Origin of the sequence: Streptomyces phytophilus (assembly GCF_013870535.1) — a bacterium.
Taxonomy (GTDB): Bacteria; Actinomycetota; Actinomycetes; order Streptomycetales; family Streptomycetaceae; genus Streptomyces; species Streptomyces phytophilus.
The window spans coordinates 1-2,300 of the sequence record NZ_JACBXC010000978.1 but is presented as its reverse complement, the minus strand read 5'-3'; the positions used below and the strand labels follow the sequence as shown (position 1 = coordinate 2,300).

Sequence of the window (2,300 nt, the reverse complement as noted above, 5' to 3'; positions counted from 1 at the left end):
GAGCCAGGGCCGGCAGGTGTCGCGCTCGGCGGGTGTCGGCTTGTTCTCGGGCGGGGCGCAGTGGACGGGGGCGGTGATGCGGACGCCGCGCAGGGTCAGGCCGTCGCCGCGGTGGGTGGCGGTGGGCCGGCTGGCGAGGCCGGTGGCGTGCAGGGCGGCGTACAGGACGTCGCCGGAGCGGTCGCCGGTGAACATCCGCCCGGTGCGGTTGGCGCCGTGGGCGGCGGGCGCGAGGCCGATGATCAGCATCGCGGCGTCCGCGGGGCCGAAGCCGGGGACGGGGCGGCCCCAGTAGTCCCAGTCGGCGAACGCCTTGCGCTTGGTCGCCGCGACCTCCTCCCGCCAGGCGACCAGCCGCGGGCAGGCGCGGCACTCGCACAGCCGCCCGTCCAGTTCGGCGACGGTACGGGTGCGGGGGGCGGTGCCGGCGGGGAGCGGGGGCTCTGTGGTGGTCATCGGTGCCAGCATGCCCGAAGGCGGCGGGCGGTGCCGAACGGGGTCCCAGTACACCCCTGTGCATTCGAACTGGTATCCCGAAATGACCTTTGACCAGGGGAGTTTGTCAGTCGGTGGCGGTATCATGGAGGGAGTGAAGACGGGCCAAGACGAGGCCGAGGAGGTCGCCCATGCCAGTGGCGTACGCCCCGACACCCCTGCCCAAGAAGCCGCTTCCGGCAGGTATGCCGCGTGAGTGGTATGTCGCGCACAACCGCATGCTGAAGGCCATGCGCATCGCCATCGCACTGCTCGACACCGGGGTCTACACCCCCCAGCGCGCCCGCAACGAGGTGATACGCCACACCGCCGAGCGCATCGGCGTCCACCCGCCCTCGCTCACCACCTGCCGGCTGGTGCGCAACCTGCTCCCGCTCATCTGACCGCGTCGTCCTGACCGCGTACCGCCTGCCGGGCGCGGGGCCCGGCCCGCAGGCCGCGAGCCTGCGAGCCGTACGCCCCGCGCCCGCGCACACGCGTCCCGTACCCCCGACGCCCGCCCCCGCCCCGGAAAACCGGCTGCGCCGCGTCCCGTCCAGCGCCCACACTGGACGTCCCGACACGGCGCACACTCCCTGCGCGCGCCGCACCCCGACCCGAAGCAGGAGCCCGCCGCGTGCAGGCAGCAGTCACCGTCACCCCCGCCCGGATCCCCGAGCTGCTGCTCGGCCTCGCCACCGTGCGCCCGGTCTTCCTCTGGGGCGCCCCCGGCATCGGCAAGTCCTCGCTGGTGCGGAAGTTCGCCGACTCCCTCGGCCTCGACTGCGTCAGCCTCATCGGCACCCAGCTCGCCCCCGAAGACCTCATCGGCGTGCCGCAGATCCGCGACGGGCGCAGCGTCTTCTGCCCGCCCGAGGCCATCGCCCGCGACGAGGCGTACTGCCTGTTCCTCGACGAGCTGAACGCCGCCACCCCCGACGTGCAGAAGGCGTTCTACTCCCTCATCCTCGACCGCCGCATCGGCAACTACGAGCTGCCCGAGGGCAGCATCGTCATCGGCGCCGGCAACCGCGCCACCGACAACGCGCTGGCCCGCCCCATGGCCTCCGCCCTCGTCAACCGCCTCGCCCACGTCCACCTGGAGGCGTCCGCGACCGACTGGCTCGTCTGGGCCGGCGAGCACGGCATCCACCCCTGGGTCACGGACTACCTGACGGACCGCCCCGACCACCTGTGGTCCAAGCCGCCGAAGACCGAGGAGCCGTTCTCCACCCCGCGCTCGTGGCACATGCTCTCCGACGCGCTGCACTCCTTCGGCCCGGCCCTCGACGACCACACCCTGAAGACCGTGGCGCACGGCACGCTCACGCCCGCGCACGCCGTGTCCTTCTGCGGTTACGTCAAGATCGTCCGGCACCGCTACGGCGTCGAGGCCATCCTCAAGGGCGACGCCTCCTGGCCCCGCCGCACCGAGGACCGCGACCTGCTGTACTACCTCGCCGAGGCGTTCCGCGGCCGGCTCGTCAAGGAACTGCCCGCGAGCAAGGAGCACGCCTCGCCGGCCGTGCGCGAGACCGCGTACCGCGCCAAGGCGCTCCTCGTGCAACTGGCCGAGATATCGGTGGAGGTGGCCCAGACCGTCATCGCCGAGGACGCGGACGGGCAGCCGGTGCTGCCGGCCTGGTTCCTGGTCGAGGCGGCCCGCGACATGCCGCGCCTGGTGGAGGCGCGCAGATGAGCCGTACGAGCCGGGCGGCCCGGCGCGGCAAGGCCAAGGCGCAGCAGCGCGACGACCCGGCCACCCGCGCCTTCTCCGCGGGGCTCGCCAAGGCGATGCAGAACCCGGCGCTGCGCGCCCTCGGCGC

General features: G+C 73.5%; 3 protein-coding genes. 2 read left to right on the top strand and 1 reads right to left on the bottom strand.

Annotation, left to right across the window (positions count from 1 at the left end):
- Window positions 1-456: uracil-DNA glycosylase family protein (locus H5J30_RS27975; protein ID WP_309505650.1), on the bottom strand; the 456-nt coding region annotated here is incomplete at its 3' end.
- 170 nt (window positions 457-626) lie between these two features.
- Here H5J30_RS27975 and H5J30_RS27970 point away from each other — a divergent pair.
- Window positions 627-878, top strand: a complete 252-nt coding sequence (locus H5J30_RS27970; RefSeq protein WP_051102869.1) for a hypothetical protein — start codon at window positions 627-629, stop codon at window positions 876-878.
- Between the two features lie 233 nt (window positions 879-1,111).
- Window positions 1,112-2,173 (top strand): ATP-binding protein, encoded by a 1,062-nt coding sequence (locus tag H5J30_RS27965; protein WP_018837542.1) that lies wholly within the window; start codon window positions 1,112-1,114, stop codon window positions 2,171-2,173.
- Window positions 2,174-2,300: the final 127 nt, after the last annotated feature.

Excerpts from the sequence above, each read along its gene's own strand:
- H5J30_RS27970 (WP_051102869.1), top strand. The coding sequence starts at position 627 with ATGCCAGTGGCGTACGCCCCGACACCCCTGCCCAAGAAGCCGCTTCCG.